Annotated in this window: 1 protein-coding gene; it reads right to left on the bottom strand. The window is 35.5% G+C overall.

Annotated elements, in window-relative coordinates; genetic code table 11:
* Positions 1 to 42: 42 nt before the first annotated feature.
* A partial coding sequence (fliD, locus tag R0J88_RS21520) for a flagellar filament capping protein FliD (protein ID WP_410901106.1) occupies positions 43 to 256 on the bottom strand: 214 nt, incomplete at its 5' end.

Below are 256 nucleotides of genomic sequence, written 5' to 3'. Positions count from 1 at the left end.
GAGTAACTTTTGTTCATTATCCATGTTCGAATGTCTCCCATTCTATAAGAAATAAGAACTTAGTGAAGTAGATTGCTGATTGGCTTTATTAATCATCATTTCCATGGCAGAGAATTGTTTCCAATAGCGTGTTTCAATATCGACCAATTTATCTTGCCAAGTCTCGATTCGATTATTAACATCTTTCAAATACTTCCCAAGAGTGTATTGCGTTTCAGTCATTGTAGAACGACCTGCTCGCTCTTCAATTTTCAAC

Origin of the sequence: Pseudoalteromonas sp. SIMBA_162 (genome assembly GCF_046535955.1) — a bacterium.
Lineage (GTDB): Bacteria > Pseudomonadota > Gammaproteobacteria > Enterobacterales > Alteromonadaceae > Pseudoalteromonas > Pseudoalteromonas marina.
Note: the sequence above shows the minus strand (reverse complement) of the source record. Positions and strands in the feature narration are given on the sequence as shown.